The following is a 24,323-nucleotide window of genomic DNA, read 5'->3' as shown; positions in this document are numbered from 1 at the left end:
CCCAGTGGACGATAAGGTACAATAATAGTAAAACGATCAATTGGATGGGGAAATGAATGGGGAAACGTGAAAATGTCTGGCTTGGTGTGGCTGGTGTTGTGATTTCGGAAGATGGTAGCTGGCTTGTTGTCAAAAAGCGGTATGGGGGCTTGAAAGGCAGCTGGTCTCTGCCTGCTGGATTTGTAGATGAAGGGGAAACGGCCAATCAGGCAGTACTCAGGAAAGTTTTTGAAGAAACTGGTGTGGAATGTACGGTTGCCGGACTTCTTGGATTGCGAACTGGAGTGATACGTGAATCCATCAGTGATAATATGCTTGTTTTTCTGCTGTCCCCATTGACAGGTCAAAAAGTCAAGGTGGAAGAAAGTGAGCTGTATGATGCCAGGTTCATGCTGCCTGAAGAACTGGAAGCAGATCCTGCTACTTCGCTGCTTCTCCACTATCTTATAAGTAAACCAATTGACCAAGTTGTGGCCGGAAAGGCTGGTCTGGATCCAGGAGAGCAATTTCATTATAGTGCATATCAATTATTTTTATAATTTTCTGAAATTTAAAGAGAGTGACAGATATCTAAAGAAAAAATAGGATGTATCCGTTTTCAATGTGGTTTTTTGGTCAAATTTGAACCTTTTCAAAATTAGAGATTCTCTGATATATTATCAGAAAATTCAATAATAAAAGGAGAGGTTCATAAATGAAAATGCACACTCATGATTCAAAGGAATGTCCATACTGCTCTGGTAAAGGCTATTTCCAACTGTTGCTTGGCGGTTCAGAAACATGCACATGCTGCAGCGGGTCAGGTAAGTCAAAAAAATAAGGCAATCATCTTTGACCTTCGCACAATGCGGGGTTTTTCTTTTTGGCCAAAATGATTGGACTTACACCATTTCATTGACTCAAAAACGGACAAACAGTAAACTAGAAATGATGTTTAATGGGGGGATATAGACATGATGACGGTTGTCACACTGATCATTTCGATGTTATTGTTTTTTGTCCTGTTCTTTGGGATTGGATTTTTATTGAATATGCTGCTGCGGATGTCATGGATCATGGCGATCATTTATCCATTGATTGCGATTTTCATTATTGATAAATATCCGTTCATCGACTATTTCAGAAATAGCGGTGAAGCCTTCAGTGATCTTGGTCAGCGCCTTACACATTTGGCAATGGCAGATGTGCTGATTCTAAGCAGCGGGATGGCTGGTGCGATTTTGGCTGGAATAGTCATCAGACTGTTGCGAAAAAAGGGATATCAAATGTTCTGATACAAGAAACCTTCAATTAGTTGGAGGTTTTTTTCATGCATAAAATTCCCCTCATTTTTGGACACTATAACTAAATAGCAGTAATATTTTACTTTTAATGGAAGTGTAAATAGGACTTTTAGCACTTTTTTGCTCCTTTTGGAATATTTCTTGTTTCTTTGGGAAATTAATAGTTTTGGGAGGAGTGAAAAATTATATGAATATTTTAAAAATATGGGCTAGACGCTCAGCAATGGCAGTTTTATTTTTTGCTGCTATAACTTCTACGCTTCATTCGATTTCGGGAGTTGAAGCTTCCACTGTTTCTACATACGTTTTTGATCATGCGGGAACACAACAAGAGGAAAGTTCAGGTACAGAACATAAAAAGAAATCCATGGGACTTGCTTTTAAATTTTTGAAAAAAATCACCGATTTCTCTACAAAAATTTCTTCAAGCCAAAAGGTAGCCGGGACGCAGCCCACGCTTGAGGAATCATTGAACTGGTCGCAATATCCGACTAAAAAAATCATTGCTACAGGGTATACATCAGGGGTTGAATCCACCGGTAAAAATCCTGACCATCCAGGCTATGGAATTACTTATTCTGGTGTGAAAGTAAAGCGTGATCTGTATTCGACTGTCGCAGCTGATTTGAACGTATTCCCGATTGGGACAATCCTGTTCATCCCGGGATACGGATTCGGTGTGGTTGCCGATAAAGGCGGGGCAATCAAAGGGAATAAAGTTGATCTTTATTATGATACTGTAAAAGATGTTTACGAACAGTGGGGCAAAAAGACATTGGATGTCTATGTCATTGAAATGGGCAACGGCAAACTGACAGAAGAAGATTTAAAAGCCCTTAACGAAAATGAATCGATGCAGGTCTTCCGCCAGCAATACACAGGCGGCAAAAAATCATAAAATTTTAGGCACTTTCCTTGGATATGGAAAGTGCCTTTTTAGATCAGTTATGAAGGAGATGCTGCAGTTTTTCCAGGCCATCGAGAAGCCGCGGGGAGGGACGGCAATAAAGTTCTTCTTCGAGAATCAGGATCCGGTCATTTTTGACAGCTTCGAGTTCTTCCCATCCAGGCCTGTTGATGATCAGCTCTTTCTTGACCTTTTGCTTTCTGACGCCGACCCATGCGACGCATATGTAATCCGGTTTTCGCGATTTCACATCATCCCAGTCCGTCTGCACGCTTGCAAGCTCAACGTCCTTGAACAAATTTTCAGCACCGGCAGCCTCGGACACTTCTGTCAGCCAATTAATGCGGCCTGGAGTGAAAACGGGCTTGGGCCACCATTCCCAGTAAAGCTTCGGTTTCCGGGAAGCGCTGGCCCCTTTTTGCTTGATGTTCTCCAGTCTGTTCCTGAACTGTTCAGCTGCTTCCTGGCCTCTTTCAGGCATGTTAAGGGCATTGGCGGTTATGATCAAATCATTTTCGATGTCCGTCAGCGATTGTGGATTCAAAATGATATACGGAATATTCCGTTCTGCCAGGCCTTCTACGTTCTTCTCCATGCCTGGAACGCTTAATGAAGCAAGAACAAGATCTGGCTGTAATTCCACAACGAGGTCAAGATTAATTGAAAGGTCTGGTCCGAGCTGAGGAAGTGACTTTACACTTTCTGGCCAGTCTGAAAAATCATCGACACCGACAAGGAGATGCGTAAGCCCAAGAAATTCCATGATTTCGGTATTGCTGGGACATAAAGATATGACTTTCATAAGATTCACCTGCTTTTTATCTGATACCGTGAAATGCATTAAAGGAAATAGTGAAGAAGTAATGTCAATAATACACCTGTCAACCCGCCGAAAAAAACTTCGATTGGCTTGTGGCCAAGCAATTCTTTCAATTCTTTCTGTTTCTCTTTTTCAGGCTTAGCCTGCCAGCCTTTAGCCTCCTGGGCGAACCGGCCGAAATCAGCCACAAGCTGGTTCAGGACGATGGCCTGCTCACCCGCCTGCCTGCGAACACCTGATGCATCAAACATCGTGATAATCGCAAAAACAGCGGCAACAGCGAAAACGGCTGAATCCAGTCCGGTTTGAAGCGCCACGCCTGTTGCCAGCGCTGTAACCGCAGCAGAGTGTGAACTTGGCATTCCCCCAGTACTTGTCAAAAGCGACCAATCAATTTTTCTTGTCGCGATATATTGAATCGGGACCTTTACGAACTGCGCGAAAAAAATGGCAGCAAGTGAAGCCCATAATGGGAAATTCGTTAATAATTCCATGACTGTTCCCCCTATATCTAAAAAAGTACCTTCCTAAGTAATACCCAACTTCAATTATAACATTACAGCAAATTTTCAAGGTTTGATAAAATAGTTTTAAAACTTCAGGATTGAGGTGAAGGAGTTGACTGACTACCCTGTTGAGTATTACGAGTTTTTTATTAAATTCAACGAAGGGGACTATTATACCTGCCACGACTTGCTTGAAGATATGTGGATGACCGACAAAGGCAATCTGTTTTTAAAAGGCCTGCTGCAAATGAGCGTCTCGATTTACCACTACAGTTATGGAAATGTGAAGGGAGCCCGTTTGATGATGCAGGCAGCCCATGACTATTTGCAATCGTACCGTCCGGTTTACTGGGGCCTTGATTTGGAGAAGGTCTATCCCTTCATCGAAGAGTGTCTGGGTACATTCCCTGCTGAACTCGATCGGGTTCCGTATGAGGATGTGACGATGCTGCCAGAGCTTCCAGTTTTATATTTATATCTGGATGATTAATATTACAGCAAGATTAGGAAGTCGAAATATTACAAGAGTTTCGATATAATGAACTTATCAATTTGTAGGGGTGAATGATTTGTTTAAAGTACAGAATCAATTTAATTTTTCAAACAGCCATGACTGTCTAGTCATTGGTTTGTTCAACAAGCCGTCAGGTCTCGAAGGCACCTTGGGAGAAGCTGACGAGCTTTTTGGCGGACAGTTGACGGAACTGGTAAAAAGCGGTGATATTTCGATCAAAAGAAAAGCGATTTCAAAAATACATACTTTCGGTAAAATTGGCGCAAAAAAAGTTTATTTTGTCGGTCTTGGACATGAAAAAGAATTTAATTTCGAATCATTAAGGGACGCATTTGGCCGATTGTTCAAAACGGCGAAACAAGAAAAGTGGACGGAAGCTGCCGTGCTTTTAGATACTTTTACAAGTGAGAAGGTTGAGCTTAATGATGCTGCGCATGCATTAGGGGAAGCGTTCCCGATGGCCACATATGAGTTCGAAGGATACAAGCAAAAGTCAAACGAACCTGAAAAGCGGATCGAAAGCCTGACGGTTTACAGTGCAGACGAAGAGGGAGAAGTGGAAGCGGCAGTTGAGGTTGGCTATGTTTTTGGTAAAGGAACCAATTCCGCACGTACACTCGTGAATACTCCTGGAAACCTTTTGACTGCGACAGACATGGCTGAATATGCGATGAAATTAGCAGAGAAATATGAATTCGAAGCAGAAATTCTCGAAAAAGAAGAAATGGAAAAGCTAGGCATGGGCGCACTGCTTGCTGTCAACCAGGGATCTGCGCAGCCGCCGAAAATGATTGTCCTGAAGTATCAGGGAAAAGAAGAGTGGAAGGACGTAATCGGGCTTGTCGGCAAGGGAATCACGTTCGATACTGGCGGTTACTCGATCAAAACGAAGGCTGGCATCGTCGGCATGAAGTCCGATATGGGCGGTGCAGCAGCTGTACTTGGCGCAATGGAAATCATCGGCGAAATCAAGCCGGAGCAAAATGTTGTGGCCGTGATTCCATCTACAGACAATATGATCTCGGGTACAGCTTTCAAGCCGGATGATGTGATTACGTCCATGAGCGGAAAAACAATTGAAGTGTTGAATACAGATGCGGAAGGCCGCTTGGTCCTTGCAGACGCAATGACATATGCGAAGCATCATGGTGCGGACTACCTGGTGGATATTGCAACTCTGACAGGCGGTGTCATTACGGCGTTAGGACTGCATACATCCGGAGCTTTAACGAACAATGAAGCGTTTTTTGAACAAGTGCTTGAGGCTTCATATGAATCAGGTGAACCAATCTGGCGCCTGCCATTGTTCCAGCGTGACATAGAACGTGTCCGCGGCAGTAAAATCGCTGATCTGAATAATTCTCCAGGCGCAGAAGGCCATGCCATCATGGGTGGAGCATTTGTTGGCGAATTCGCAGAAGGCACTCCATGGGTGCACCTGGACATCGCCGGAACAGCGACTACAAGCAAAGATTATGACCTGGGACCAGCAGGCGCTACCGGCGTCATGGCCCGCACACTGGCATTGCTAGTCGAAAGATTCGAGACATCGTCTGATCAAGACTAGTACATGGAAACCCCGAAGCTGCATATTAAGGCTTCGGGGTTTTTAATTTTTCTCCCCGAAACCCGTCCTGCCTATAAATATTCAACAACTTCCAAATACTAATACAAACAAACCCATTGACATAAAAAACAAATCTATGATAATTTAATACTTGTCATTTTAATTCTCTACCAATTTACCAAACTAAAGTAAAAAACAGACACCATCATCGAGAGGAGAAACCATAATGAATGCAGTTGTTATTGCTGTCCTGGCCATGCTGATCCTGAGCCTGCTTCGCGTCAATGTTGTACTGGCTTTGATTGCTGGAGCCCTGATTGGCGGGCTTACAGGCGGCTTAAGTATAGAAAAGACGATTGAAGTTTTCACCGGAGGACTTGGAGGAAGTGCAGAAGTTGCATTAAGTTACGCACTTCTTGGAGGGTTTGCAGTGGCGATTTCCAAGACAGGCTTGCCCAATCTAATTGTTGACTGGATGGTCGGCATGATTGGCAAGAACGGAGAGTCAAAAGCCAAAACCTATTCTAAAGCGATTATTGTCATCCTGATTTTAATGATGTCGATTTTCTCGCAAAACCTGATTCCAATCCACATCGCGTTTATTCCGATTTTGATTCCGCCGTTGTTGATTATTTTCAACGAGCTGAAAATCGATCGCCGTTTAATTGCGTCTGTCCTGACATTCGGCCTGACAGCGCCATATATTTTACTTCCTGTAGGGTTCGGCGGTATTTTCCACGACATCCTGGCTACGAACATGGCTGATAGCGGAATGGAAATCGATATGGGCGATATTCCAACAGCGATGCTCCTGCCTGTTTCCGGTCTTGTTGTTGGATTGTTGATTGCGATATTCGTATCTTACCGAAAGCCTAGAACCTATCAGGACCATCAAGTAGTCCAGGTAGAAAAAAGTGAGTACTCCAAAATCGGAATCATTTTCTCAATCATTGCGATTGTCGCAGCGCTTGCTGCCCAGCTTTACTTTGGGTCGATGATCATCGGTGCGCTTGCAGGTATCATTGTCGTCTATGCAAGCGGTGCGATCAAGTGGCGCGAAGCCGATAATCTTTTAACAGAGGGCATGAAGATGATGGCGTTCATTGGATTCGTCATGCTTGCTGCATTCGGTTTCGCTGATGTCCTGAAGGAAACTGGCCACGTTGAAACGCTAGTAGCGCAGGCTGCTGATGCGATTGGCAATAATAAAGCACTAGGCGCGCTGGCGATGCTGATTGTCGGATTGCTCGTCACAATGGGAATAGGCTCTTCATTCTCGACGATTCCGATCATCGCTACGATTTTTGTGCCGTTAAGCCTTCAGCTTGGCTTCAGCCCGATGGCGACAATTGCGATTGTTGGCACGGCAGCTGCACTTGGAGACGCAGGATCCCCTGCCTCTGACAGTACACTTGGACCGACCGCCGGTTTGAATGCTGATGCACAGCACAACCATATCTGGGACACGGTTGTCCCTACATTCGTTCACTACAATATTCCGCTGATCATTTTCGGCTGGATTGCCGCGATGATTTTATAGTTAGGAAAAATAAAAGTCGTCTTGCTCATTTGGGCAGGGCGGCTTTGTTTATTTTAAAATGAACTTTCGGTAGGATAATAAAAAGGGGTGATCAATCATGTATTTCGGAAAAACACGTAAAAAGGGCCCATCCGACAGAGTCCCGCCGAACCAAAATGTCACGACCTCTTTTCCTGTCCTGCATTATGGCAATGTGCCGCATTATAAGAATCTGGAAGAGTGGAACTTGAAGATTTTCGGTCTTGTAGAAAAAGAAGTGATTTTATCATATAAAGAAATGATGTCATTGCCGCAAACGACCTCCGGCAATGACATCCACTGCGTGACTGGCTGGTCCAAGCTGGATAATGTCTGGGAAGGGGTATCCACTCAGGAGTTAGCAAAGCTGGCAGGACCGACTGCAGGCGCTAAATATGTCATTCTCCATGCTGAGGAAAATTGGACGACGAATCTCCCGATCGAGGATTTTCTCAACGAAACAAGTCTGCTTGCCCATTCCCATAACGGGACGGAGCTAACTCCGGAACATGGTTATCCTTTGAGAGCCGTCATTCCGCATTTGTATTTTTGGAAAAGTGCAAAATGGCTCAGAGGCATAGAGTTTTCAGCTGAAAATCGGCCAGGGTTCTGGGAAGAAAATGGCTACCATATGTATGGGGATCCATGGAAGGAACAGCGGATGACGTGGGACTAGGCATTTTTTCTAGTTCAATGGACAAACGCCCATTCAATACCCTCAATGTTCGCATATGAAGTAATGTAGGCAAATATATGAGGGAGGTAGCTTTATGCATAGAAGAAGACCATTCTACGGTGGCAGACGTCCATTTGGTTTTGGTTATGGTTTCGGAGGTCCGTTCGTTGGAGGAGTATTGGGTGGCCTGTTAGGCAGCGCATTACTATATCCACGTCCATATGGTTACGGATACGGCGGTTTCCCGCCATACGGATATGGATACGGATATGGATATCCGTATTATTAAAATGTAAAGTTATGGCCGCTGTATGGAACAGCGGCTTTTTTAGGGGCTCATTCCCATCGCAGCTGGGTGATGATATGGCAGCATTCCTTGTCACCTACATAATCCACATAGTTCATCGTGAGTCCGTCCGGATTATAAGTGATTTTAGGTTTTTTCTTGATCCCGGTTGACTGAATCAATCTTTCGACTTCTTTTTGTTGAGATTGCTGTGCAGCAGCCATTAAGTCATTGGAGAAAGAATTGGATGTAGTTATTTGCGCCATCACAAGGTTAGCGTCTTTCATCAAGGCGATGGCTTTTTCAGCTGAAGCTCTGAACAATGTCGCATTCACATCCGGAAATGGACGAGCATGACCATTCTCCGCTTTCCTGTTTTTATGAAAAAATAAACAATGCATAAGCAGCTTCCCCTTCCTAACGGGTAAGTTTTCACCTTTTTCAATGTATGAACATAAGCCGTTAAGTATGAAGACGGGAAAAGCCTAAGCACTTCAAAAAGGAAAAAAGAGGTGAATGAAGGAGGAAAGGAGAATTGTTATACATATTAACTTATAGTGTGAAATAGAATCGGACCAAGGTGGGATGGAGGGAGGAGACCCATGGATCTGGACCTGGTGATCAATATTATTGAAGATAATGGCTATTTGGGTTTGTTTTTTTGGCTATGGTTCGGGGTTTTCATTATTCCTGTTCCCAATGAGGTTATCTTGATGACTGTAGGCCTCGCTTCGGCTAAAGGGGCATTGAACCCGATCCTTGCATTTTTGGTTACATACATGGGGATTTCTGCAGCCTTTACCTCAAGCTATTTGCTGGGAAGAATTATAGGAAGAAGAGTGCTTCGCATCTTAGAAAAAAAGAAACGATTCGCTGCTTCGATTGAATCGGCGATGAAATTAATGGAAAAGTACCATGCCTTTTCATTATCGTTAAGCTGCTTTGCACCAGGAGTCCGCTATTTGCTGCCATTGCTTTACGGCTTCAGCCGGCTTCCGTTTAAAACCTTTGCCATTTTTGCTTATAGCGGCGCATTTGTGTGGGTTTCTATCATTTTTGTGCTAGGCTATCTATTTGGAGATAAAATGGACATTATCATGAAGTACAACAAAGAAGCCTGGTTGGCAATAATTGCTCTCGCGATGATCACCCTGGTTATCGTCCTTCGCCGTAGAAAAATAAAAAAGGCGATTGTGCCTGAAGAAGTGATCCTGCAAGAAAGGCAGTCAAAATAGCTGCCTTCCTTCAGGAACGGTTTGTTAGTATGATGTGCCTGTTATATCATGTTACACAGACTGTGTCTTACACATTGGTGCATGTAACAAGATAATCACCTAACTTGCAGCCGAAACTCGATGAGCTAAAACTCGTTCCGGTGTTCAACTAAGTCAATCGCACCCAGAACGATATGGGCCAATCCGAAACCGAAAATGGTGTTGGAAACCATTTTATCGATTTTACGATTCTGCTTCATAGCGTAGCCTGCTGCTGTCACAGCCGTTCCTAAAACCGCAGGGATCATGCCTTCACGAACTCGGTTCATATGGATCACCTCATTTTAATGATGCGTCCTATTGCGAAGGACAATAATAGTTTCCCCTGGTCTTGAACATAAATTGTTTGCCAAATATAAGGAGGTAATGAAATTGGAACTTAATAATACACTGCTTGGCTCACTGGGAATAGAAATAACTCAACTGCAAAAAGGAAAGGTTGTCGCTACAATGCCTGTCGATGACCGGACAAGGCAGCCATTCGGCCTGTTGCATGGAGGAGCATCAGTAGCACTTGCAGAGACGGTCGCCAGCGTCGGAGCATTCGAACTAGTCGATAAGGAAAATGAAGTAGTCGTCGGTCTCGAAATCAATGCCAACCATATCAAGGCAAAAAGAGATGGAGTAGTTAAAGCTGTAGGAACGGTCCTCCATCAGGGAAAAACAACCATGGTTTGGGATATAAAAATCACCGATGAAGAAGAAAACCTTGTTTGCATTTCAAGATGCACAATCGCCGTGATCAAACGCAGAAAATAGACCAGCCAACTTTGGCTGGTTTTTGTATTTAAGGCGGGAAGCAGTTGACCCTCGATTGCCCATTACCGCTTGTGATTGTGACAGGTTCGGCGGGAGAAGGGGAAAAGCTGTCAAGAAAAAGCCGTTATTGTGACAGGTTGGGTGTGAAAAGGAGCAAAGCTGTCAAGAAAAGCTCGTTATTGTGACAGGTTTGGTGCGAAAAGAGGAAAAGCTGTCAAGAAAAGGCCGTTATTGTGACAGGTTTGGTGTGTGAAGGGGCAAAGCTGTCAAGAAAAAGCCGTTATTGTGACAGGTTCGGCGGGAGTAGGGTCAAAGTTGTCAAGAAAAAGCTGTTATTGTGACAGGTTGGGTGGGAGAAGGAGCAAAGCTGTCAAGAAAAGCTCGTTATTGTGACAGGGTAGGTGTGTGAAGGGGCAAAGCTGTCAAGAAAAAGCCGTTATTGTGACAGGTTTGGCGGGAGAAGGGGCAAAGCTGTCAAAAGAAGCCCGAAGTTAAGACAGCTTTTATAGGAAAACCAGCAAAGCTGTCAGAAGAAGTCCGAAGTTAAGACAGCTTTTACAGGAAAACCAGCAAAGCTGTCAGAAAGTCCCCCAAGTTCAGACAGCTTCCACACAGAATCAAGCAAACCTGTCAAAATTCACTCCAATCCATCTGCAAGGCATCCATATCTCCTTCGATCTCCACTACGTTCCGCAGCTTGGCATTATGGTAAGAAGTTGGTGTCATCTGCAGTAGTTTGTTACGGAGTGAGCATAGGCCAGGGAAGTCTATCCGCGCTGCCAAGCCGTATAGTTTCATTTCTTCTTTTACAATCTTCATGCGCTCCTGCCTATGTGTTTCGTACCTGAAGAAAGCCTCATCAATGGTTTCTTCGGTACTGATCCATTTTGCCAGGTAAACAGCATCTTCAGCGGCCTGTGATGCTCCCTGGCCTATATTGGGCATGGATGCGTGTGCTGAATCGCCAAGTAACAGGATATTTCCTGTCTGAAGCGGTGTTAAAGGTTTCAATTCATATAAGTTATCGTAAATGATATGGTCGGGAGAGGTATTTTCCAGTATTTCTTGAATGGGTTCATGATAGTAGAAAAAGTTGAACAGTAAATCGATAGGCGACCAGTCTCTCATGTCGCTGTTTTCAGTATGGGATCTTTTCAATGCATACCAAAACACTTGATTATCTGTTAACGGAGCAATCCCGAATCTTCCCCTTGGCCCCCAGGTTTCTGTATAGGCTTGCACCTTCATTGGCGGATCTTCTAAAATGCCTCTCCAGCATGAAAAACCCGAATACTCCAGGCTGCTGCCAGGAAACAACTTTTTTCTTACCTGTGAGGCTGCACCGTCGCAGCTAATAAGGTAGTTTGATTCTACAAAGCTGCCGTCTTCGAAGAATAATGTCATGGTCTCATCGCGTGTGAAATCAATCATATGCTTATCCAAGTGGAAGGAACCAGGAAGGAGTGCGTCTGTCAGAATTCTACGAAGTTCAGAGCGGTGGATGAACAAGTAATTTGGAATATGAGATGGTGCGTGGTAGTCGAATTCAGCAATAGTCTTACCAGAATCGGATTTTAGCAAACAGCCATCAGCATCCAATCCGCTTGCATGCAATTTTGGACCCAAACCCATAATGTAAAAGGCTCTAATGGCATTGCCGGTTAGGATGATGCCAGTATCCGGTTCAAGTATCTTTTTCTCTTTTTCATACACCTCGACCTGTATTCCTAATCTTTGAAGAGCAATCGCTGTGCTTAACCCGCTGATTCCGCCGCCGACAATTGAGATTCTTGCATCGTTCATAACACTTAACCTCCGTTCTGCAAAACAGGAATCCTGATCCTTACCTTAACTATACGTGACTAAAGCTTTGCTTGGTATGGATAAAAATTGAATTTTACATGGACAAAAAAAGCCATCAGGTGGAAATACCTGATGGCCAAACACTCATGATTTTTATAATTTTTCTTCAGCTTTCATCTTTTTCCGTGCTTTTGCAAGGTCGTCCTGGACAGTCCGGTCTGACAGCTTAACCCCACTGTTATAGGCAGCCCTCGCAATCAAATGCCCAGCAACAGGGGAAGTGAGGAAAATGAACGCTACCCCGAGCAATAAACGGGAATTGAAATGATGTTCAATCAACCAGAAGTAAAGAAAGGTGCCCAACAATACCAGCATGACGCCCATAGTGGCACTTTTCGATGCTGCGTGGTTTCTTGTATAAACGTCTGGAAGCCTGATCAGTCCAAAAGCAGTCACAAGACTAAGAAAGGCTCCTATCAGGATGAACAAGCCTGCAAAAAACTTAACGATCTCCATTTCTGTCATATTCCATGATTACTCCCTTCTCAAGGAATTTTGAAAAGGCAACTGTTCCGATAAATGCCAGGATACCAATCAGCAGGATGATATCCAGAAAAGCACTTGTTTCAAGAACGATCGATACTAAAGCAACCACAGAAACCAGGCTGATGCCGATCGCGTCGAGAGCAACTACACGGTCCGCCACGGTAGGACCTTTGATCACTCGATAAATAAGGCCAATCATCGCAAGGGATATGAAGGTAACGGAAATCCACAAAACCGCATCAAACATTATCGGCTCACCTCCATAATCGCTTTTTCAAAGGTATTTTTGATACTTTGGATCGCTTCATCTGCATCACTGATATCCATCGCGTGAACATATAAAATCCTGTTGTCAGGTGAAACGTCGACGACGAGTGTTCCCGGGGTCAAAGTGATCAGGTTTGCGAGCATCGTAATTTCCCAGTCTTCTTTCAATTCTGTTGGGAAAGCGAAGATGCCTGGTTTGATATTAAGCTTCGGCCTAAGTACAGCCTTCAAAACCGCAATATTCGATAGAATCAATTCTAGTGTGAAGATATAAATCAAGTTCAACACGGCGCTGACTCTTAATAAATAGAAACGTGAATTGAAGAAACGCCGGAAAATATAAATGATGAGCAGGCCGAAGAAATACCCGACGAAAAAGGAAGCCGGGGAGTAGGATGTCTTAAGGAACATCCAGACAAAGGCCAGAATGAAATTCAGCAAGATTTGAAAAGCCATAGCTCATCACTCCTTTAAAACAGCATTGATGTAGATTTCCGGATTGGCAAGCGTTTCTGCGGCTGTTGAAATAACCGGATAAATAGCCTCAGTTCCGAAGCCATATAGCACAGCGAACACAGTTAAAATAGCTGGTGTAACGAGCAGCCATTTTACAGGTGCTTCATCCTCGTTCTTATAAGCTCTTGGCGTTCCCCAGAAGCCTCTGATGAAAATCCTCATGACTGAAAACAGGACAAGTAAACTGGACATTAGGACAACGAATGCACCAATATAACTTTCCGTTTCAAATCCAGAGCGGACAATCATCAGTTTGCCTGCAAAACCGCTGAGCGGCGGAATTCCGGCAAGTGCGAGTGTGGCTATGAAGAACGTCCAGCCTAGTGCAGGATATCTATTGATCATCCCGCTGATTTTATTCAGGTCACTGGTTCCTGTAATCACCACGATGATTCCAACCAACAGGAATAGAGTGGCTTTAATGTTCATGTCATGAATCAGGTAAAAGACCGATCCAGTGAGAGATTCAGGTGTCAGGACAGATACACCGAACAGGATGACACCGACTGCCACGATAATGTTATAGATGATGATTTTTTTGATATCCGTATACGCTAGAGCCCCGATGGCACCGGTGATGATGGTCAGGATAGCAAGGATCTGCAGCAATTGATGCGTATAGCCGGCATCATGGTAAAAGAACAATGTGTATGTTCTTGTGATTGAATACACGCCTACCTTGGTTAAAAGTGCTCCGAACAGCGCCATTACAGGTGCAGGCGGCGCATAATACGATCCAGGCAGCCAGAAGTAAAGGGGGAAGATGGCCCCTTTTAACCCGAAAACAATCAGGAACAAGACGGCAATAACGGTAATGATTCCAGCGCTTCCTACCTCGCTGAGCCTTACGGAAATATGCGCCATATTCAGCGTCCCTACCACTGAATACAAATAGGCAACCGCAATGACGAACAATGCAGACGAAATGACGTTCACGAGTATGTATTTAATCGATTCACGCAGTTGGATTTTCGTTCCACCCAGGACTAGCAATACATATGACGACATAAGCATTACTTCGAAAAAAACAAACAAGTTGAAAATATCGCCTGTCGTAAAGGCTCCATTTACGCCAACAATTAAAAAGTTGACGACTGGATAATAGAAAAACCTTTCGCGTGCCTCTCCTATGGATTTAAAGGAGTAGATCACGGCTCCAAAAGCGATGATGCTAGTCGTCAGGACAAGCAATGCAGAAAGCATATCAGATACGAGCGTGATTCCGTATGGAGCTTCCCAGTTGCTGAGATCCATTGTCTGGATGCCATTCACGTATACATGGTTCGCCAGCATGAAGGAAACAACAATCGTGATCATTCCGCTTATCGCTGAAATCCAACGCTGGGCAATGATGTTTTTTGCGAAAAAGATAAGTACGACCCCTGTAATCAGAGGAATCAAGATGGGTAAAATGATTAGATTATTCATGTCCTTCCTTTCCTCTCAAGCGATCCATATTGTCGGTTCCAAGCTCCTGGTAGGCGCGGTAGGCAACGACCAGGAAGAAGGCGGTAACACCAAAGCTGATGACGATCGCTGTCAGGATCAGTGCCTGTGGCAGCGGATCGACATAGGATGGTGCATGTTCTCCGAGCAGCGGAGCCGCACCCCTTTTTAAGCCTCCCATTGTCAGCAGGAGAAGGTGGGCGCCGTGACTCAACAGCCCTGTCCCGATAATGATCCTGAGCAAGCTTTTTGAAAGCATGAGGTAAGTGGCTGTCATAAATAAAATGCCAATTAGCAAAGCCATTAAGATTTCCATTATTCGCTCTCTCCAATCGTTTGAATAATGGTCATTGTTACACCAATGACGACAAGGAAAACCCCTGTATCAAACAATACCGCTGTATGCAATGATGTTTTACCAAGGAGCGGCAGATATGCGTAAGTGTATGCATGTGTCAGGAACGGCTTATCGAAAAATAACGCCCCCGCCCCTGTTCCGATTGCAAAAAGCAAGCCGACAGCGACCACTTTTAAGTAATCCACCGGCAAAATCATTTTGACGGTCTTGATATCGAATGCAAGCAGAAGCAGTACGATTGCTCCTGACGTCATCAATCCGCCGATAAATCCACCGCCCGGATAATAGTGTCCCGCAAAGAATAGGTGGATCGAAAACAGGATGATGACAAATAGGGTGAATTTCGTAACAGTCTGGAGGATTATATCATTTGTTTTCATCCAATTCTTTCCCCCTCGTCAAACGCAGCTTGATCATCGCGAAAATTCCCAGGGCAGCGATGCCAAGCACGGTTATTTCAAACATGGTATCAAAGCCGCGGAAATCAACAAGGATGACATTGACCATATTTTCGCCGCCGGCTTTTTTATACGTATTTTCAACATAATACTCCGAAATGGAGCCAAAGATCTTATTGCTGTGTGCTGATAAGGCAATCATTGTCACAATCGCCCCTACGCCAATCGAGATCAGTGCATTTGTGGCCCTAAAACGGATTCTTTCCTCATTTCTCCTGATCTGTGGCAGGTGATAAAACGCCAGAAGGAAAAGAGAAACAGAAACTGTCTCAATGACCAGCTGAGTCAATGCCAGGTCAGGCGCCCTGAACAGGACGAAAAACAGTGCGACCGTATAGCCAACTGCGCCAAGCAGGATGATGGAAGTCAGCCTTGATTTGGCAAACAGGATGGTAATCGCTGAAATCGCCATGATCAGCACGAGCACCACTTCAAAGAAACGAATCGGCGCCACATCGCTCATATCCAATTTAAAGGCGTTCTTAAAAATCAATGTCGAAGCGAGTGCCAGAATAAAGAATGTAAAGATATAAACAAGATACGTCCGGATGAATCCGGTCATATAAGACCTTGTGATATTTTTTGACGTCAGCTCCACGAGTTCCAGGCCGCGGTCATAGAAACGATTGAATGACATGCGTGATGGAAACTTGCTATAAATTCCTGCCCATTTTGGCATGAATTTGTAGAGTAATATCCCAATCGTGATCACACCGATTGTCATGAACAATTCAGCAGTCGGCCCGTGCCAATGTGAAATATGGACATCGAAGCCTTCACCATTTTCAAGCAGTGATGGAAGGATGGACCCCATTGCTGGAGAAATGATGCTATGTGACAGTACATTCGGGAAAATACCGAATATGATTACAAGTGATGCTAGGATCACCGGCGAAATCAGCATGCCGATCGGCGCTTCATGTGGCTTCGTTTCCAATTTCTCAGGCTGGTACTTGCCCATGAAGGTCTTGAAAACATACATCATGCTGTACAGGAAAGTGAAAACACTAGCTGTCCAGGCAATGATTGGGAACAGAATGCCCCATGTGTCCATATTGAAAATATCCATTTCGGCAATGCGCAGCATGCCGGTGAAGAACATTTCCTTACTCAGGAATCCATTGAACGGAGGAATGCCGGCCATCGAAAAAGTCCCGATGATCGCAAGAGTGAAGGTGATTGGCATGAAATTCATCAAACCGCCAAGCTTGCGGATATCCCTTGTCCCAGTTTCATGATCAATGATTCCTGTCACCATGAACAGGCTGCCCTTGAATGTAGCATGGTTGATCAAGTGGAAGACGGCGGCAGTGACCGCAACGATATAATAGCCATCTTCAATCGTGCCATAATGAAGCGCAGCAGCACCGGCACCTAGAAGGGACATGATCATGCCGAGCTGGCTGACGGTTGAAAAAGCAAGAATCGCTTTTAAATCCGTTTGTTTTACCGCAGAGAACGAGCCCCAGAATAAGGTGATGACCCCAACTCCGGCAACGAGCCAAACCCAAGTGCCTGAATGGGCGAATACAGGAGTCATGCGGGCGACAAGATAAATTCCCGCTTTGACCATTGTTGCAGAGTGCAAGTACGCACTGACAGGCGTTGGTGCTTCCATTGCATCAGGAAGCCAGATATGGAATGGGAATTGAGCTGATTTTGTAAAAGCTCCCAGCAAGAACAGAATCAATGTCGCAGTAAATAATGGGTGGTTCACAACTTCATTGGACATTTCGATTGTTTCAGAAATGCTGAAGGTTCCGGTAATGATATAGAGCATCAAGATGCCCGCAAGCATCGATAATCCCCCGAAAACAGTGATCAGCATTGACTTTTGCGCGCCATAACGGGAGCGCTCACGATCGTTCCAGTATCCAATCAGCAAGAAAGAAGAGAAGCTTGTCAATTCCCAGAATGTGTAGAGAACAATCAGATTGTCTGACAAAACGACTCCGAGCATCGCGCCCATGAACAATAGCAGGTAGACATAGAAAGTATTCAGCTTTTCTTTGTCCGGGTTTAAATAGTAAATCGAATACAGCACAACTAATGCACCGATTCCGGTGATCAGCAGGGCGAACAATAGCCCAAGGCCGTCCACTTTTAACGTGAAATCAATTCCAAGCGAGGAAATCCAGGGTACGGTCTCCATAACCGTGCCTCCATGGCCAGTTGTGCTGATGAATTGCAGAAAATAAGCAAACAGCACGGCCGGAAGCGGCAGCAGGAACCAGCCCGTATGAATACTCTTGAAATACTTATGTAAAAATGGAATTAAGATCGCGAGTAAAAGCGGTGATAAAACTGCAAGGTGAAGTAAAGACAAATGATAATACCTCCTTATTTAATTCCATATTCAATGGCTTAACATTATATTTTTTGCCAATTTAACCAAGTTCATGCCTCCAACCCACTGATGTGAAAATTATATCGTAAAAAAGGTGGGGATGCATGTCATCGACCTTGAAGCAACAGGGTTTTATCTCACCATTGAATAAAACCTTGTTTCTTTTTGCATACTAACAGTGAATAGGGGGGATAAGCCATGGCCCGAAAGCTGATTGTATGCGTTGGGATATTCCTGAGTTTGTTCACGGGGTTTATGTTTCTTGATCAAATGGATGACGAAGAATTGTCAAATAAAGGTCCAGGAGTGCTGAAAATCCAGCAATCAGATTTGGACGAGGTTGAAACAGCCACTTATGTACCATTCGGTTCAAGAGAATACGTCCGTATTGTTCCAAAGTAACACCAACCTTTTTATACGGACAAGAAGCAAAAAGGTTTCAAAAAATTGAAGTTCCTGCAAAGGGGCTTTTTTCTTTTAGGAATTTTTCTGTTTGTGGGGTTCTTGCAGATTCTTGAGTTTTAGATTATGGTTGCCGGTCTTCCTCTTTTCTTTCATAATGATAAACAGGAAATGAAGGAATTGAGTGAATTTTTTTATGAGAAACCCTTACTTAACAAGTTACTTCCCATTGTTATCAATCATTATGTTCAGTCTGGCCCTGTCACTTAGGACGGAGATCGAGTTAGTCTCCATTCTGAAAAATGCCGGGATTTATGACGGGATGCTGGAATTCTTCTCAGATACAGGTATCAAGCTATCACTGCTGGCTTTACTCATGGTGGTGTATTTCATGGTGTTCGCGGCTCTGAAGCTGATTGCCGATACAATCAATGAGGTCAGCCTCCTATTATTTTCTGGGGACCATGAAGGGGAAAGCCTGAAGTTGATCCGCAAAGGATCGGTTATTTACTTTGTTGGCGGGATTGCAGCACTGGCCAGTTTCTTCAGTTTCATCGGAATCGGCGCAATATTATTATTGGCAACGATGGTCTATTTCATTTATTTTGTCTATAAAATCAGCCATAATCTAACATTTGCCGGTGTTATCGGAACGGTATTCTTCCAGGTCATCCTCTGGAGTACGCTCGTGCTGGGCGTAGTGTATCTCGCAGTAAAAGTATATAACAGCCTGATCGCAAGCCTGCCGCTTTAACTCTTCAATTCAGTTCCTTATCCTGGGCCATGACCGTCCAAAGGAAGCTGAAGGACAGAAATAGGTAAGCGAAAGAAAAAAGTGCCCGTCATGGACGTGATGACGGACAGAAATAGTTGCAGGAAAGAAAAAAGTGTCCGTCATAGACGTGATGACGGACGAAAATGAGCGAGAGCCAGAAAAAAGTGTCCGTCATAGACGTGATGACGGACGAAAATGAGCGAGAGCCAGAAAAAAGTGTCCGTCATAGACGTGATGACGGACGAAAATGAGCCAGAAAAAGAAAAAAGTGTCCGTCATGAACGTGATGACGGACAGAAATGAATGAGAGTAAGAAAAAAGTGTCCATCATAAACATGATGAGTGATGATTTAAGAGAGCCGGGCGGGAAATTTCCTGCCCGGTTTACTTTTGTTTCATGATCTCTAGCCATATCAATAGATGCGGCGATTGATGGTTGATATATTCCATGCTTTGAGGCTTGTCTTTGCCGACCCAAACTCCTGCTGTGTAAGAACCGTTGAAGCCGATGAACCAGAAATCCTTAAAATCATTAGTTGTGCCTGTCTTGCCGCCAGCGCCAGATCCGGCACCAGCTGCTTTTCTTGCGGTCCCTGAGGATACCGTCTTTTGCATCAGGCTGCGGACTTTTTCGACGGTGCTCGGATTCCACACCTGTACAGGCTCGTCATTCCAGCTATAAAGGACCTCTCCGTCCGCTCCTGTTACCTTCGAGATTGCCCTTGGCTTAAGGTATAGGCCTTTATTGCTGAACACTGTATAAGCTGAGGTCATTTCAAGGGGACTGACCCCGGTCGTGAAACCGCCAACTGCCGCGGCCAACACATGGTCCTGTGCTGTCACTTTTTCAAATTTGAAAGGTGCCAGGTCATTGAAGGCTTCATCTGCGCCAACCTGCTGGAAAATCCGTACTGCCGGTGTATTGTAGGAATGGATGAATGCCTTTTCTAGCGTCACCATCCCGTAGTTCGATCCTCCGTAGTTCTTTGGACAGTACCCCTTGATGCAAAGGGGACCGGCGTTTATTGGAGCATTCTTGTTTGCGTCAAATCTTTCAAAATAAGGGGCATAAACAAGCAATGGTTTGATTGAAGAACCTGGCTGGCGAAAGGCCTGATAAGCGCGATGGAAGTCACCGCTATGATAACCCTTTCCTCCTGAGATGGCGACAATCTGGCCCGTTTCATGGTTGATCACCGCCGCGGCACCTTGAACAGATGCATCCTTGAGATGAGCCTCAAAAGCCTGGACTGCCCGTTTTTGTAATACAATATCCAGATTTGTATGGATCGTGACCCCTGAACGGAGCAATTCCTCCACTCTTGCAGTTAGTTCCTCGGTGTCAGCCAGATTTTCTTTTTCGGAAATCAGTTCCCTCAGCTCGTGTAGAGCATAGGAAGAATAATCTGGATATGAATTTTTCCTGGAATCAACTTTCAGTGTGATAGGTTCTATCTTTAGCTTTTCAGCTGTTTCAGGTTTGATTTTTCCGTGTTGTGCAAGCTGGTCGAGAAGCCGTTCCTGGCGTTTTTTCGTCCGGTCGAAATGTTCGATCGGATCATAGAAGGTCGGATTATTAGGGATCGCAGCAAGGAAAGCCTGCTCCGCCTGTGACAGTTCCAATGGGGCTTTTTTAAAATAAAACTGCGCCGCAGCCTTTATTCCATACGCATTATTGTGAAAATAGATTGCATTCATGTACTGTTCAAGGATTTCCTGCTTGGAAAAGGTTTTCTCAAGCTGGTATGCATATAAAACTTCACTCAGCTTGCGGTTATAGGATTGGTGATGGTTCAGATATTGGTTCCGCGCTAGCTGCTGGGTAATGGTGCTCGCGCCTTGTTCGATGTCGTCTGAGTGAATGTTGATCGCCAGCGCACGGCCAATAGCCGGCAAGTCAAAGCCGGGATGCTTTTCAAAATTCCGGTCCTCAGAGACAATGAACACCTCTTTTATAAAATCAGGGATTTCATGCCCGGCAGCATAACTCCTGTTCATTGGGCGATGAATTTCTGTAAAGACTTCACCATTATTGGCAAGAATCAAACTCGTCTGAGAAAGCTTCGTCTCCGATAAATCGATTTTTTCATTAAGAGTTTTACTGAGGCTTACGGCATTTCCTGCTTCAGTATAGGTTAAAATCACAACTGCAATAAACGCAGGAATCATTAGTAGTATCAAAAGATAGCCTGTTATAATCCTCACGGTAATTCCTTTCTGCATTCAATTTGTTTTTTTTGTCACTCATCATAATATCGGAGCAAATGCGTTGAGATTTACATTCTTTTTCAAGTTGAAAAAATGCTGGCTTTAAATTGCAGAAAATTTAAAAATTTATTAAAAAACATGCTATAATAGATAAAATAATCGACCGAAAAGCATATACTGGTTACATACAACTACTGGCTTTTCAGAAAGTTGGGGAAGCATGAGCGAAAAAGAAAGGACAACATTATTTATTGATTTTGAGTTTACGATGCCAGACCGGAACAGCAGAAGAAGGGGCTTTTACCCGGAAATCATTGAAGCTGGCGCTGTCCTAGTCGAAAATGGCAAAATGGTTGAGCAATTTTCATCTTATGTTCGGCCGCTGCGTTTTCCGATTTTGACAGAACGCTGCCGTTCCTTCCTGAACATCACTCAGGAGCAGGTCAATTCAGGCATCACTTTCAAGGCTTTGGTTGATAAGCTTAGGTCAATGGGCGGGAACAAGAATTGCCAGATTGTCACTTGGGGCAATATGGACATGAAGGTATTGCAGCAAAATTGCCAGCAGGCGTCAGTCGGTTTTCCGCTGCCGGGAAAGCAAATCGATCTTTCGATGGAATACAAACGTTTCTTCGGCGACCAGAATCAAACAGGTCTATGGAAGGCCGTGCAGGAGTATGGAAGGGAAGGTACAGGCAAACATCATCGCGCTCTTGATGATGCGTTGACGACTTACCACATTTACAAGCTCGTCGAAAAAGACAAACAATATCTTCAGAGGCCGGAGCCAGCAACAATCGGGGATATGGTCGACTTTTCCAAACTGCTCAATAAATTCGCATAGAAAAGCCAGATTGGAAAAAACAATCTGGCTTTTTGCGTCTGAGCTTTTTTTGGTTTAATAAACCTTATTTAAAATAATCTTTTTCCAAAGACTCAAGGTTTCTCAGGCTTTGCTGTGCCCAGGCAGAATCATCACCTTCGAGTTCGGCACGCAGCTTGTTCGTCGCTTCTTTTAAGGATTCAAGATAATCAGGGATATCGCCCTCGAATGGCTTGACCATTTTCTCCGGGATGTTGGCCTGTTCGCGGAAGGAAAGTGCTTTTCTTTCATGGAAAAAGCCAACATCTGCGTCCTTTGGATTATGGAGGTCGCCTTGCATCGGGTGTTTTGCGACAGCCAATACGCGGACAAGATAGTGCTGTGGGCGGCGTTCCGTGATTTCGCCTATGTATTTGCCGGTTTTATAAATGGCGGTCACTTGATCGCCAATGTTCAATTCAGCCATGTTGAAGCTCCTTTCGCAATACTAATCATTTCTTTTATTATAACAAAAACAAAGATGCAAAACATTTTGTAATCGTTTAAAGTGTCTATAGGAGGGATACATACAATGACTAAAAAAATATTGGCCGTACTTTTTGCAATGATGGTTGTACTCGCTGGCTGCGGTACTGCTGACGAAAAGCAGGAAGCAGACAAGCAGAATGAAGACAAGACGAATGCTGGACAAGCAGTTGAGGAAGATCTTGATTATCCTCAAGCGACAGCAGAGGTCCAGGAAAATGAAAGGCTTGTGGAAATGGTCACGTCCATGGGAACTGTTAAAATCAAGCTATTCCCTGAGCAGGCTCCAAAAGCGGTAGAGAATTTTATTAAGCATAGCGAAGAGGGCTACTATGAAGGAGTCACCTTCCACCGTGTTATTGACGGGTTCATGATTCAGGGGGGAGATCCTGATGGAACTGGTATGGGTGGCGAAAGCATTTACGGCGGCCCGTTCGAAGATGAATTCTCAAAACAGCTCTTTAACATTCGCGGAGCTTTATCAATGGCCAACTCCGGCCCGAACACGAATGGCAGCCAATTTTTCATCGTCCAAAACAAGGAACTGGATGCTAGTTTACCAGAGAAGATGAAGCAGGCTGGTTACCCAGAAGAAGTCCTGAAGATGTATGAAAATGGCGGCACTCCTCACCTTGATGGCAGGCACACAGTATTCGGCCAGGTAATCGAGGGAATGGATGTAGTTGATAAGATTGCTGCTGCGCCTACAGGTGCTGGGGACAAGCCAGAGGAAGACGTCGTCATCGAAAAAATCAATGTCCTGAAATAGGAAGTTGTGTTGCGGTTGGACGTACATCCAAACCTTGATATAATGTTTGGAGAGCTGATGAAAGGAAGATGAGAATGAGTAAGTGGTTTGTCATCTCATTATTTTTATATTTTCCGGAAGACAAGACAGAATATATCCCCGCGGCGATCACGTCACTCGTTTTCCTGATCGGAGCGGTCCTGACGATGAGATTTATCATCAAAGTTTCCAAAAAGGAAGCGCAGAAAGCAAAGGAACACGAGCAGGCAATCATGAAGCAAATGAATGATACAAAGGAGAACGGCTGATTTAATTAGCTGTTCTTTTTTATGGGCGATTTTTACAAAAATGGGTTTATCCAAGCTAAATCCAGGGTAAAAGTCATGTTTTCATTATTTTACTAAAACGTTATAATACAATTTATATTCTAATTTCAAGAGTAGGGGTATAAATTGAAGAACTTACAGATAGAGAAGATTGTCGATGAGATTCTTGTCCAATCTGGCAGCAGTGTGAAAGTAGAGCTTGAGGATTTTTTCCCGGGAGACCGCTTTGCGGGCGGGAAATATAATTTTGGAAGTCATACGATTACTTTATATATTGAAGAGATCAAGGCGCAATGCCTGCAGGTCTTTTCGTCTACGGAACAATTTGAAGATTATTTTGCCATTGTGTTTGCTCATGAGATTGGGCACGCCGAGGACTGCGAACTTGCGGAGCTGATCCAGAAGATGGAGGAAGCAGGCAACGATGGGCTGCAGAAGGGGATTGCGCTCCAGATCGAGAGGAATGCTTGGGACTACGCACGCCTTTTGATTCCACAAGAATTGCACCCTTTCATGGACAAGATTATAAGCCATTCCTTAGAGCCATATTACGAGGCTCTGGAAGTAAGCGCATAGAAAATGGAGCCTGCCCTAATCGGACGGCTCCATTTTTGCTTTCCATAAG

General features: G+C 44.3%; 31 protein-coding genes. 17 read left to right on the top strand and 14 right to left on the bottom strand.

The window, feature by feature from the left end; translation table 11 throughout:
• Positions 1-56: 56 nt before the first annotated feature.
• The 4 genes from LGO15_RS20640 (at position 57) to LGO15_RS20625 (ending at position 2,181) form a co-directional block, all read left to right on the top strand.
• Entirely contained in the window at positions 57-539 is a 483-nt protein-coding gene (locus LGO15_RS20640) for an NUDIX domain-containing protein (RefSeq protein WP_226085756.1), read from the top strand.
• Between the two features lie 155 nt (positions 540-694).
• Positions 695-820, top strand: coding sequence for a YuiA family protein (locus LGO15_RS20635; RefSeq protein ID WP_158651598.1), 126 nt, complete (start codon positions 695-697; stop codon positions 818-820).
• 133 nt (positions 821-953) lie between these two features.
• The gene (locus LGO15_RS20630) at positions 954-1,274 is read left to right on the top strand and encodes a YuiB family protein (RefSeq protein WP_167833622.1); all 321 of its coding nucleotides are present in this window, start codon (positions 954-956) and stop codon (positions 1,272-1,274) included.
• A 196-nt stretch (positions 1,275-1,470) separates the two neighbouring features.
• Complete coding sequence (locus tag LGO15_RS20625) at positions 1,471-2,181, top strand: 3D domain-containing protein (protein WP_318999801.1); 711 nt, start codon at positions 1,471-1,473, stop codon at positions 2,179-2,181.
• Positions 2,182-2,224: 43 nt separating this feature from the next.
• Here the strand turns inward: LGO15_RS20625 and LGO15_RS20620 are convergent, their stop codons facing one another.
• Complete coding sequence (locus LGO15_RS20620; protein WP_226085755.1) at positions 2,225-2,992, bottom strand: cobalamin-binding protein; 768 nt, start codon at positions 2,990-2,992, stop codon at positions 2,225-2,227.
• 38 nt (positions 2,993-3,030) lie between these two features.
• The gene (locus LGO15_RS20615) at positions 3,031-3,504 is read right to left on the bottom strand and encodes a divergent PAP2 family protein (protein ID WP_167833625.1); all 474 of its coding nucleotides are present in this window, start codon (positions 3,502-3,504) and stop codon (positions 3,031-3,033) included.
• A gap of 124 nt (positions 3,505-3,628) precedes the next feature.
• Between LGO15_RS20615 and LGO15_RS20610 the strand changes: the two genes are divergently transcribed.
• From LGO15_RS20610 to LGO15_RS20590, 5 genes are all read left to right on the top strand, one after another.
• Positions 3,629-4,006 (top strand): DUF309 domain-containing protein, encoded by a 378-nt coding sequence (locus tag LGO15_RS20610; RefSeq protein ID WP_226087949.1) that lies wholly within the window; start codon positions 3,629-3,631, stop codon positions 4,004-4,006.
• Between the two features lie 79 nt (positions 4,007-4,085).
• A complete protein-coding gene (locus LGO15_RS20605) occupies positions 4,086-5,597 on the top strand; it encodes a leucyl aminopeptidase (protein ID WP_226085754.1) in 1,512 nt (503 codons plus the stop codon).
• A gap of 226 nt (positions 5,598-5,823) precedes the next feature.
• Positions 5,824-7,137 (top strand): Na+/H+ antiporter family protein, encoded by a 1,314-nt coding sequence (locus LGO15_RS20600; RefSeq protein ID WP_226085753.1) that lies wholly within the window; start codon positions 5,824-5,826, stop codon positions 7,135-7,137.
• A gap of 97 nt (positions 7,138-7,234) precedes the next feature.
• Positions 7,235-7,831 carry a sulfite oxidase-like oxidoreductase gene (locus tag LGO15_RS20595; RefSeq protein ID WP_226085752.1) on the top strand — a complete coding sequence of 199 codons (597 nt, stop codon included), beginning with the start codon at positions 7,235-7,237 and terminating at the stop codon, positions 7,829-7,831.
• Between the two features lie 94 nt (positions 7,832-7,925).
• Positions 7,926-8,120: a hypothetical protein gene (locus LGO15_RS20590; RefSeq protein WP_226085751.1), complete on the top strand. Its 195-nt coding sequence runs from the start codon at positions 7,926-7,928 to the stop codon at positions 8,118-8,120.
• Positions 8,121-8,167: 47 nt separating this feature from the next.
• Here the strand turns inward: LGO15_RS20590 and LGO15_RS20585 are convergent, their stop codons facing one another.
• Complete coding sequence (locus LGO15_RS20585; RefSeq protein WP_226085750.1) at positions 8,168-8,518, bottom strand: YuzC family spore coat inner layer protein; 351 nt, start codon at positions 8,516-8,518, stop codon at positions 8,168-8,170.
• A 201-nt stretch (positions 8,519-8,719) separates the two neighbouring features.
• Here LGO15_RS20585 and LGO15_RS20580 point away from each other — a divergent pair, with 201 nt between their 5' ends.
• The gene (locus tag LGO15_RS20580; protein ID WP_226085749.1) at positions 8,720-9,352 is read left to right on the top strand and encodes a DedA family protein; all 633 of its coding nucleotides are present in this window, start codon (positions 8,720-8,722) and stop codon (positions 9,350-9,352) included.
• A 125-nt stretch (positions 9,353-9,477) separates the two neighbouring features.
• On the opposite strand, the gene LGO15_RS20575 is transcribed toward LGO15_RS20580, so the two are convergent.
• Positions 9,478-9,660 carry an asparagine synthase gene (locus LGO15_RS20575; RefSeq protein WP_167833633.1) on the bottom strand — a complete coding sequence of 61 codons (183 nt, stop codon included), beginning with the start codon at positions 9,658-9,660 and terminating at the stop codon, positions 9,478-9,480.
• A 103-nt stretch (positions 9,661-9,763) separates the two neighbouring features.
• Here LGO15_RS20575 and LGO15_RS20570 point away from each other — a divergent pair, with 103 nt between their 5' ends.
• Complete coding sequence (locus LGO15_RS20570) at positions 9,764-10,150, top strand: PaaI family thioesterase (RefSeq protein WP_167833634.1); 387 nt, start codon at positions 9,764-9,766, stop codon at positions 10,148-10,150.
• Between the two features lie 630 nt (positions 10,151-10,780).
• Here the strand turns inward: LGO15_RS20570 and LGO15_RS20565 are convergent.
• The 8 genes from LGO15_RS20565 to LGO15_RS20530 form a co-directional block, all read right to left on the bottom strand.
• Positions 10,781-11,953, bottom strand: a complete 1,173-nt coding sequence (locus tag LGO15_RS20565; RefSeq protein ID WP_226085747.1) for an FAD-dependent monooxygenase — start codon at positions 11,951-11,953, stop codon at positions 10,781-10,783.
• A gap of 153 nt (positions 11,954-12,106) precedes the next feature.
• Positions 12,107-12,478, bottom strand: a complete 372-nt coding sequence (mnhG, locus tag LGO15_RS20560; protein WP_167834682.1) for a monovalent cation/H(+) antiporter subunit G — start codon at positions 12,476-12,478, stop codon at positions 12,107-12,109.
• The gene (locus tag LGO15_RS20555) at positions 12,456-12,746 is read right to left on the bottom strand and encodes a Na(+)/H(+) antiporter subunit F1 (RefSeq protein ID WP_167834681.1); all 291 of its coding nucleotides are present in this window, start codon (positions 12,744-12,746) and stop codon (positions 12,456-12,458) included. Before LGO15_RS20555 ends, mnhG begins: the two co-directional genes overlap by 23 nt.
• The gene (locus tag LGO15_RS20550) at positions 12,746-13,222 is read right to left on the bottom strand and encodes a Na+/H+ antiporter subunit E (protein ID WP_167834680.1); all 477 of its coding nucleotides are present in this window, start codon (positions 13,220-13,222) and stop codon (positions 12,746-12,748) included. The genes LGO15_RS20555 and LGO15_RS20550 overlap by 1 nt, the downstream gene beginning before the upstream one ends.
• 6 nt (positions 13,223-13,228) lie before the next feature.
• On the bottom strand, positions 13,229-14,710 hold the full coding sequence (locus LGO15_RS20545) for a Na+/H+ antiporter subunit D (RefSeq protein WP_226085746.1): 1,482 nt from the start codon (positions 14,708-14,710) through the stop codon (positions 13,229-13,231).
• Positions 14,703-15,044, bottom strand: coding sequence for a Na(+)/H(+) antiporter subunit C (locus LGO15_RS20540; RefSeq protein WP_167834678.1), 342 nt, complete (start codon positions 15,042-15,044; stop codon positions 14,703-14,705). The genes LGO15_RS20545 and LGO15_RS20540 overlap by 8 nt, the downstream gene beginning before the upstream one ends.
• Positions 15,044-15,466: a Na(+)/H(+) antiporter subunit B gene (locus tag LGO15_RS20535; protein ID WP_167834677.1), complete on the bottom strand. Its 423-nt coding sequence runs from the start codon at positions 15,464-15,466 to the stop codon at positions 15,044-15,046. Before LGO15_RS20535 ends, LGO15_RS20540 begins: the two co-directional genes overlap by 1 nt.
• Positions 15,453-17,870 (bottom strand): Na+/H+ antiporter subunit A, encoded by a 2,418-nt coding sequence (locus tag LGO15_RS20530; RefSeq protein ID WP_226085745.1) that lies wholly within the window; start codon positions 17,868-17,870, stop codon positions 15,453-15,455. The genes LGO15_RS20535 and LGO15_RS20530 overlap by 14 nt, the downstream gene beginning before the upstream one ends.
• Positions 17,871-18,089: 219 nt before the next feature.
• Between LGO15_RS20530 and LGO15_RS20525 the strand changes: the two genes are divergently transcribed.
• Together LGO15_RS20525 and LGO15_RS20520 are read left to right on the top strand one after the other, a co-directional pair.
• Entirely contained in the window at positions 18,090-18,293 is a 204-nt protein-coding gene (locus tag LGO15_RS20525) for a hypothetical protein (protein ID WP_167834675.1), read from the top strand.
• A gap of 184 nt (positions 18,294-18,477) precedes the next feature.
• Complete coding sequence (locus LGO15_RS20520) at positions 18,478-19,047, top strand: DUF5366 family protein (RefSeq protein WP_318999800.1); 570 nt, start codon at positions 18,478-18,480, stop codon at positions 19,045-19,047.
• A gap of 405 nt (positions 19,048-19,452) precedes the next feature.
• Here the strand turns inward: LGO15_RS20520 and LGO15_RS20515 are convergent, their stop codons facing one another.
• Positions 19,453-21,273: a transglycosylase domain-containing protein gene (locus tag LGO15_RS20515; protein WP_226085744.1), complete on the bottom strand. Its 1,821-nt coding sequence runs from the start codon at positions 21,271-21,273 to the stop codon at positions 19,453-19,455.
• A gap of 223 nt (positions 21,274-21,496) precedes the next feature.
• On the opposite strand from LGO15_RS20515, the gene kapD reads away from it, so the two are divergent.
• A complete protein-coding gene (kapD, locus tag LGO15_RS20510; RefSeq protein WP_167834661.1) occupies positions 21,497-22,120 on the top strand; it encodes a 3'-5' exonuclease KapD in 624 nt (207 codons plus the stop codon).
• A gap of 64 nt (positions 22,121-22,184) precedes the next feature.
• Here the strand turns inward: kapD and LGO15_RS20505 are convergent, their stop codons facing one another.
• Complete coding sequence (locus tag LGO15_RS20505) at positions 22,185-22,565, bottom strand: kinase-associated lipoprotein KapB (RefSeq protein WP_226085743.1); 381 nt, start codon at positions 22,563-22,565, stop codon at positions 22,185-22,187.
• A gap of 105 nt (positions 22,566-22,670) precedes the next feature.
• Here LGO15_RS20505 and LGO15_RS20500 point away from each other — a divergent pair, with 105 nt between their 5' ends.
• The 3 genes from LGO15_RS20500 (at position 22,671) to LGO15_RS20490 (ending at position 24,274) form a co-directional block, all read left to right on the top strand.
• Positions 22,671-23,393, top strand: coding sequence for a peptidylprolyl isomerase (locus LGO15_RS20500; RefSeq protein ID WP_226085742.1), 723 nt, complete (start codon positions 22,671-22,673; stop codon positions 23,391-23,393).
• 74 nt (positions 23,394-23,467) lie between these two features.
• Entirely contained in the window at positions 23,468-23,680 is a 213-nt protein-coding gene (locus tag LGO15_RS20495) for a hypothetical protein (protein ID WP_167834658.1), read from the top strand.
• 144 nt (positions 23,681-23,824) lie between these two features.
• Entirely contained in the window at positions 23,825-24,274 is a 450-nt protein-coding gene (locus LGO15_RS20490) for a hypothetical protein (protein WP_226085741.1), read from the top strand.
• Positions 24,275-24,323 lie beyond the last annotated feature (49 nt).

The organism is Mesobacillus sp. S13 (assembly GCF_020422885.1).
Classification (GTDB): domain Bacteria; phylum Bacillota; class Bacilli; order Bacillales; family Cytobacillaceae; genus Mesobacillus; species Mesobacillus selenatarsenatis_A.
Note: the sequence above shows the minus strand (reverse complement) of the source record. Positions and strands in the feature narration are given on the sequence as shown.